This window comes from Thermodesulfobacteriota bacterium, assembly GCA_040758155.1.
GTDB lineage: Bacteria > Desulfobacterota > Deferrimicrobia > Deferrimicrobiales > Deferrimicrobiaceae > UBA2219.
In genome coordinates this window covers 1-7,271 of sequence record JBFLWB010000127.1, presented here as the reverse complement: position 1 = coordinate 7,271, position 7,271 = coordinate 1, and the positions used below count along the sequence as shown (strand labels likewise).

The window sequence follows — 7,271 nt, the reverse complement described above, 5'->3', positions numbered from 1 at the left end:
ACGATCCCTCCCGCCCGAGGGGCTTCCCGATGATCAACCCCGCGGCGCACAACCCGCTGAAGGCGTGCCCGGCCTGCCACAACCCGCACGACCCGAAGCCGCCGACCGCGCCGAGGGAGTGTTCGGCGTGCCACGGCGAGATCGCGCGGACGATCGCCGTGTCCCACCACGTGCGGCTGGAGTGCTCCACGTGCCACGCGGCTCCCCCGGGGCACCGGGTCACGCCGCGCGCCGTCCGGCCCTCCAAGCCGCAGGGACGCGAGTTCTGCGGGAAGTGCCACGCGAAGGACGGCAGGGACCGGCTGGCGGCGGAGGCGCCGAAGGTCGACATGGCGACGCACGGCGAAAAATACGTGTGCTGGCAATGCCATTACCCCCATTCGCCGGAGGTGGAACTGTGAGCGGCCGGAGGCGTTTCCTTCAATGGCTGGTCGCGCTCCTTTTCTTCCCCGCGAGGTCGATCGCGAAGGAGGCGGCGGCGAAGGGGAGCTGGTACGGGTTCGGCGTGGCGGTGGACAGGTGCATCGGCTGCGGCCGGTGCATGGACGCGTGCAAGGCCGAGAACGACGTCCCCCGCGAGCCGTTCTTCGTCCGGACGTGGGTGGAGCGGTACGTCGTCCGGAAGGACGGAACGACGACGGTGAAGACCATCGCCCCGGGCGAGGAGGCGGTCCCCGATCCGGCGCCGGACAAGTCGATCCTGCGCAGCTTCTTCGTCCCGAAGCTGTGCAACCAGTGCGTGCACCCGCCCTGCGTCCAGGTCTGCCCCGTGGGGGCGACCTTCCGGACGGAAGACGGCGTCGTCCTGGTCAACCCCAAGACCTGCATCGGCTGCCGCTACTGCATCCAGGCCTGCCCTTACGGCGCCCGCTACCTCCACCCGGCGACCCGCACCGCGGATAAATGCACATTCTGCTACCACCGGATCGGGAGGGACCTCCTCCCCGCCTGCGTGGAGGTCTGCCCGACCCAGGCGCGGATCTTCGGGGACCTGAACACGACCGCGAGTCCCATGTCGCGCTTCCTCCGGATGAACCGGATCCACGTCCTGAAACCCGCGCTGAACACCGAGCCGAAGGTGTACTACGCCGGCCTCGACGGAGAAGTCCGATGAACCAGGAGTTGCTGCGGCAGCTGGGCGAGGCGCTGCACCAGGTCCAGGGATTCATCTACCCCAACGAGATCGAGATCCACTGGGGGATGCTGATCGTCGTGTATCCCTACCTCACGGGGGTAGTCGCGGGGGCGTTCATCCTCGCGTCGCTGGTGAAGGTCTTCAACGTGAAGGAGGTCCAGCCGATCTACCGGCTCTCCCTGCTCACCGCGCTTTCCTACCTGCTCGTCGCGCCGCTGGCGCTGGTGTCCCACCTCGGCCACCCGGAGCGGTTCTACGAGATCCTCCTGACGCCGCAGCCTTCCTCCGCGATGGCGATGTTCGGCTTCGTCTACGCCTGGTACCTCATGGCGGTCCTCCTCCTGGAGATCTGGTTCGTTCACCGCACCGACATGATCGCCATGGCGGAGGAGCGCAAAGGGCTCATGCGGGGCGTCTACCGGGCGCTGTCGCTGTTCTCCCGGGACACGAGCGGGCGGGGGATGGAGTTCGACCGCTCCGCGCTCAAGGCCATCACCGTCGTCGGCATCCCGTCCGCCTTCCTGCTGCACGGGTACGTCGGGTTCATCTTCGGGTCGGTCAAGGCCAATCCCTGGTGGAGCAGCGTCCTGATCCCGATCGTGTTCCTCTTCTCCGCCATCGTGTCGGGGATCGCGCTGGTGCTGCTCCTGTACATGGTCATCGCCCCGCTGACGGGCGGGAAGATCGACATGATGTGCGTCGACCGGGCGGTCCGCTTCCTGTTCTACGCCGTGATCGTCGATTTCTCCCTCGAGATGGTCGACTTCATCCACCGGGTCTACCAGAGCGAGGAGGAGATCAAGATCCTTTCGGAGCTTGTCGTCAACAAGCTGTTCATGAGCCTGGTGATCATCCAGGTGCTGCTCGGAATGCTGCTTCCGCTGTGCCTTATCGCCGTCACGATGATCTTCCGGAGGCGGTTCTCCCTGAACGAGGACCTGCGGAAGATGCTCTATTTCGTTTCCCTGATCCTGATCCAGTTCGGCATCTTCGCCACGCGCTGGAATGTCGTCATCGGCGGGCAGATGTTCTCCAAGAGCTTCCGCGGCCTCACCGCCTACAAGCTGGAGTTCCGGGGGATCGAGGGGCTGCTGTACGCGCTCGTGCTGCTCGTCCTGCCGATCGTCATCCTTGCGGGGCTCCTGAAGCTGCTGCCGCCGTGGAAGGAAATGCACGGGGAATCGTAGCTGGCGGGGGACACACTTCCCCTGCATCCCGCGCTTGAAGCGAAGTATGTCCCCCTCTCCTCTGCCGCGATTACGCTTCCCGTTCCGTAATTTCCGGCCCTGCCCTCCTAATGTTTTAGGGGATTCTTCCGATAGCTTCTCTGTGAGACGCCGTTTGGGCGCGAACCGGCGGATCGTATCCCGGGCGCCCGCCGGAGGGAAATGCGGTGATGCGCGTTTTTCCCGCGCGATGGCCGGCCGTCGTCCTGCTGGCGTCGCTTTTCCACGCCGCCCCCGCGGCGGCCGATTCCCTGACGATTACGGGCAACGGAGGGTCGCTGGCGGCGGTGCGGCTGCTGGCGGACGCGTACATGAAGGCCAATCCGGAGACGCGCCTGGAAGTCCTGCCGGTCGTCGGCACCACGGGAGGCGTCAGGGCGGTGCTCGCGGGTCGGCTGGACATCGGGGTGGCGGGGCGGCAGCTGACGCCGTCGGAAAAGGAGGCGGGGGCCGTCGAGACGCCGTTCGCCCGCTCGCCCTTCGTGTTCTGCGGCCACCGGGGCATCCCCACGACCGGCCTGACTTCCCGGGGCGTGACCGACATCTACGCGGGCAGGATGACGGCCTGGCCCGACGGCACTCCGGTCCGGCTGGTCCTCCGGCCGGAGGGCGATTCCGACACGATGATCCTGCGGGGGATGTCGAGGGAGATGTCCGGCGCCCTGGACGGCGCCCGGGCGCGGCCGGGGATGATCGTCGCGCAGACCGACATGGACGCGGCGGAAACTCTCGAGAGCGTCCCCGGGGCGTTCGGGGTCCTTGCGCTGGGGATGGCGATGGCCGAAAAGCGCCGCGTCAAGGTCTTCACCCTGGACGGAGCGGTTCCGGGAGCGGAGACGCTCGCATCCGGGAGCTACCCGCACGAGAAGCGCTACGCCTTCGTCACGCTCCGCTCGCCCGCCCCGGCGGTGCGGCGGTTCCTCGATTTCACCCGGTCGCGGGAGGCAAAGTCCCTCCTTTCCCGGGTGGGATTCCTTCCTCTCCGGTAGGCGGGGACGCGCCATGCGGCTGCGCTGCGAGTCTATCTCCCGGATCGTCGTCTGGCTGGCCGGACTGCTGGCGCTGATCATGGCGGCCGTCCCGCCGCTGGCGTGGTTCGGCCTCTCCTACGGACTGCTGCTGAGCGACCTCAAGCGGGAAGCGGAGGTCGGATCGCGCTTGGTGACGGCGCTCGTCGCGAAGAACGCGCTTCTCTGGCAGTTCGACGAGGTCCGCCTGAACCACGTCCTCGAGAGCCTCGAAACGGACCGGGTCCCCGCGCACCGCAGCATCCTCGGACCGCAGGGCGTGGTCGCCGAGTCGCGGATCGGAGAGGTCGACCCGCCGGCGGTTTCGGAGGCTTCCCCCGTGTGGGACGCGGGGAAGCCGGTCGGCTACGTGGAAGTCCGCCGCTCCCTTCGCCCGCTGATCCGGGAGGCCGCGATCCTCGCCGCGGTCTGCGCATCGGTCAGCGGGGGCGCGCTGCTGCTGTTCCTCCTGTACCCGGTTTCCGCCCTCCGCAAGGCGCTCGGCTCCCTCTCGGAGGAGAAGGAGCGCGCCCGGACGACGCTCCAGTCGATCGCGGACGGCGTCATCGCGACCGACGCGGACGGGAAGGTCCTCCTGATGAACGGGGTGGCGGAATCGGTCACGGGATGGCCGCTGGCGGAGGCCGCGGGGAGGCCCCTGGAAGAGGTCTTCCCGCTGCGCGACGCGAACGGGGCCGGGGTCCGACCGCCGGTCCTCCCTCCCGGAAGCAGGGGATTCCTTGACTCGCCCCGCAGCGGGAAGCGGCTGATCGACGCCACCGAAGCGGCGATCGCCGCCCGCGGGAAGGGGGCCGTGAAGTCGGTCGTCGTCTTCCGGGACGTCACGGAAAAGAGCCGGATGGAGGAGGAGGTCCTCCGCGGCCGCAAGCTCGAGTCGCTCGGGATCCTGGCGGGAGGAATCGCCCACGACTTCAACAACCTCCTGACGGGTGTCCTCGGCAACGTCTCCCTGGCGAAGGACATGATGCCGCGCGGCCGGCGGGAGCGCATGCGGCTGGAGGAGGCGGAAAAGGCCGCACTGAAGGCGAAGGAGCTGGCCAATCGCCTGCTCGCCTTCTCCAAGGGGGGAAACCCGGACCGGCGGAGGATCCCGGCGGCAGAGGTGGTCCGGGACGCCGCCCGTCTCGCCGTCGGCGGCACGAACGTCCGCTGCGAGTTCCGGGCGCAGGACGGCCTCTGGGAGATGTTCGCCGACCCGGGGCAGATCGAACAGGTGATCGGAAACCTGGTCATCAACGCCGTCCAGGCGATGCCGGCCGGGGGAACCGTCCGCGTGGAGATGGAAAACGCGCCGGTGCGGGAAGGGGAGATCCTTCATGTGAAGGAGGGGAAATACGTGAAGGTCGAAGTGACCGACGAGGGGGGCGGGATCCCCGCGGAGATCCTGCCGAGGATCTTCGACCCCTACTTCACCACCAAGGAGAAGGGAAACGGCCTGGGGCTCGCGAACTGCTACACCATCATGAAGGGGCACGGCGGCAACATCTTCGCGGATTCCCCGCCGGGGAGGGGGGCGACGTTCCGCCTGTACGTGCCGTCGACCGGCAGGGCGCCGCAGGAAGCTGCGCCCGCGGCGGAGCCGGCCGCCCTTCCGGGGAAGGGGAGGGTTCTCCTCATGGACGACGAGGACACGGTGCGGGACGTCGCGGGGGAGATGCTGGAGCGCCTCGGATACGCTCCACGGTTCGCCCGCACCGGCGAAGAGGCGATCGAGATGTACGCCAGGGAGGCCGGGGGGCCCGGCGCCTTCGACCTGGTGATCCTGGACCTCACCGTCCCGGGCGGAATGGGAGGCATGGAGGCCTCGCGCCGCCTCCTCGAGGATTTTCCGGACGCGCGCATCATCGTGTCGAGCGGCCGCGTCAACGATCCGGCGATGCTGAGCCCCGGGATGCACGGATTGGCGGGCGCCGCGGCGAAGCCGTACCGGCTCGAGGAGCTGAGCCGGGTGCTGCGGTCGGCCCAAACGCCGGGCTGACCGGCTTCATTTTCCTTCACAGGCCTTTTTCCCTCCGAGCGCCCGCGGGTCGGAGGGTTCGAGCGCAAGGGCGCGCTCGAACGCCTGGAGCGCTTCGGCGCAATGCCCCTGGGCGGCAAGAATTTCGCCGTGCAGCGCGTGCCCGGCGGCGAGCCGAGGCTCCTTCTCGATGCCGATCCTCACGTTTTCGAGCGCCTTCCCGTAGTTCTTCGCCTGGAGGAGTTTTTCGGCCAGCGAGAGGCGGCGGCGCGCCGTCGCGGCGTTATCGCCGGGCGTCGCGACGGGAGGATGAAGCGCCTGCGCGAGCCCCTTGTCGTCGATTTCCTTCAATGCGTGGCGGACCTGTGCCCGGATGACTTCGATGTAATTGATCTTGGTGAACGGCTGGTAGGCGAGGAGCTTATGGTCTTTGTCCGCGATCCCCACCACGGGCTGAAGGGCGACGCCGAGACGGCCGTATAAGGCGTCGCCCGCATCCACCAGGACCGGCATCGCGATCCCGGTCTCCTTCACCAAGGCGATGACGTTGTCTTTCGGGATCGTGTCGGAAACGATTCCCGCCCAATGCACCGGCTTGCCGGATGTTTCCTTTTCGAGCCGGGAGATTCCCTTCATCACGGCGCGGGAATGTTCCTGCCCCGGCTTGAAAAATACGAAGACGTTGACGGAGTTGTCGGCAAGCAGGCGCCGTTTCCCTCCGTCCAGCGCCGTCATTTCGACATCATCGATCACGCTGCCCACTTCGGCGTGCGCGAACCCCCACGCGGCGGGCCAGATCGACAGGCAGCCGAAAATCGCGACGGTCAAGGCCGGATACGCGTTTCGCATCGAAGGCGCCTCACTTTTTCTTCGCCGGTTCGTTCTTCGCAGGGGTGCCGCCGTTGTTGTAGGAATACGCGCCGTGACAGGTCTTTTCGCAGGAGCCGCCGGTCGGTGTCTTCGTGTAATTGAGTTTGAGCAGCCATCCCTTCGAGCCGTAAGGGACCCCTTCGCGAAGCTGGTGCTGCTGTTTGGACGCATGGACTTCATGGCATGCGCGGCAAGTGCGGCCTCGTTCGGTCTTGTTGATGTGAACGTAGTGCAGGTTGCGCTTCCCGTCGCGGAACTGCGTCAGCGTCGTCGTTTCCGGCTCGGCGGCCACTCGCGGTTCGTGACATTCGAAACAGAGGGCATACAGCCTGGGATCGTACGGGGAGTAGAACGTCGCCGGGTATTCGGTGGTGAGGAGCCGGAAGTATTTGAACCCGTGGGGATTGTGGCATGCGCTGCAGTCCTCGGCGGCCACCGGGCCGTGATGTTTCGGGTTTTCCTCCAGGAGCTTCCGGATATTTGTGAGCTTCCTGCCTTCCCGGTCCACAACCTCGTCCTTGCCGTGGCAGCCGACGCAAAGCTGGAAGGAAAGCCGGATGAGCAGGTGCTCGACGTTCGCGCCGTGCGGGTTGTGGCAGTTGGCGCATTTCGCTCCCTTCGTGACGGGGTCGTGCTTGACCGCGGACTGGATCGCAAGGTCCTTGATCTTCTCGTGGCACCCAAGGCACAACGCAAGAGGCTCTTCGACGAGCAGTTTTATCTGCCGGGAGTTATGCGGATTGTGACAGTTGACGCAGCTTTTCCCGGCCGGGGCGTGTACGGATTTCCGGGAGAGGACTTTCCGGAAGTCCTCGTGGCAACCCAGGCACAGATCGTTGACCGGTGCGGCGATCGGCCCGGGAGCGTTACGGTCGGCGCTCTTGTGGCATATGCTGCAGTCGCCGGCCTCGAACGGTGCGTGAGAGGAGACCCCCTTTTCCCTGGCCGGCAGGGGAGACAGGTTGCTCTTTCTCTGTACGGGCGCGGACGGCGCGCCCTTGTCCTTCGCCGCCGGGGCGGCTCCGAGCGACAGGGTCGTCGCCAACAGGACGGTT

The 7,271-nt window shown here is 66.9% G+C and carries 7 protein-coding genes; 5 read left to right on the top strand and 2 right to left on the bottom strand.

Annotation, left to right across the window (positions count from 1 at the left end; genetic code table 11):
• From AB1346_08140 to AB1346_08120, 5 genes are all read left to right on the top strand, one after another.
• On the top strand, positions 1 to 401 hold a 401-nt coding region (locus AB1346_08140), incomplete at its 5' end, for a hypothetical protein (protein MEW6720403.1).
• The gene (locus AB1346_08135) at positions 398 to 1,114 is read left to right on the top strand and encodes a 4Fe-4S dicluster domain-containing protein (GenBank protein ID MEW6720402.1); all 717 of its coding nucleotides are present in this window, start codon (positions 398 to 400) and stop codon (positions 1,112 to 1,114) included. The genes AB1346_08140 and AB1346_08135, both read left to right, overlap by 4 nt.
• Positions 1,111 to 2,322, top strand: a complete 1,212-nt coding sequence (gene nrfD, locus AB1346_08130) for an NrfD/PsrC family molybdoenzyme membrane anchor subunit (protein MEW6720401.1) — start codon at positions 1,111 to 1,113, stop codon at positions 2,320 to 2,322. The genes AB1346_08135 and nrfD overlap by 4 nt, the downstream gene beginning before the upstream one ends.
• Before the next feature lie 209 nt (positions 2,323 to 2,531).
• Positions 2,532 to 3,350: a substrate-binding domain-containing protein gene (locus AB1346_08125; GenBank protein MEW6720400.1), complete on the top strand. Its 819-nt coding sequence runs from the start codon at positions 2,532 to 2,534 to the stop codon at positions 3,348 to 3,350.
• Between the two features lie 13 nt (positions 3,351 to 3,363).
• The gene (locus tag AB1346_08120; protein MEW6720399.1) at positions 3,364 to 5,367 is read left to right on the top strand and encodes an ATP-binding protein; all 2,004 of its coding nucleotides are present in this window, start codon (positions 3,364 to 3,366) and stop codon (positions 5,365 to 5,367) included.
• Positions 5,368 to 5,373: 6 nt separating this feature from the next.
• On the opposite strand, the gene AB1346_08115 is transcribed toward AB1346_08120, so the two are convergent.
• Together AB1346_08115 and AB1346_08110 are read right to left on the bottom strand one after the other, a co-directional pair.
• Positions 5,374 to 6,195, bottom strand: coding sequence for a tetratricopeptide repeat protein (locus AB1346_08115; protein MEW6720398.1), 822 nt, complete (start codon positions 6,193 to 6,195; stop codon positions 5,374 to 5,376).
• A 10-nt stretch (positions 6,196 to 6,205) separates the two neighbouring features.
• A partial coding sequence (locus AB1346_08110; GenBank protein MEW6720397.1) for a cytochrome c3 family protein occupies positions 6,206 to 7,271 on the bottom strand: 1,066 nt, incomplete at its 5' end.

Coding starts and splice junctions, on each gene's coding strand:
- nrfD (MEW6720401.1), top strand. CDS start 1,111: ATGAACCAGGAGTTGCTGCGGCAGCTGGGCGAGGCGCTGCACCAGGTC.
- AB1346_08125 (MEW6720400.1), top strand. CDS start 2,532: ATGCGCGTTTTTCCCGCGCGATGGCCGGCCGTCGTCCTGCTGGCGTCG.
- AB1346_08120 (MEW6720399.1), top strand. CDS start 3,364: ATGCGGCTGCGCTGCGAGTCTATCTCCCGGATCGTCGTCTGGCTGGCC.
- AB1346_08115 (MEW6720398.1), bottom strand. CDS start 6,195: ATGCGAAACGCGTATCCGGCCTTGACCGTCGCGATTTTCGGCTGCCTG.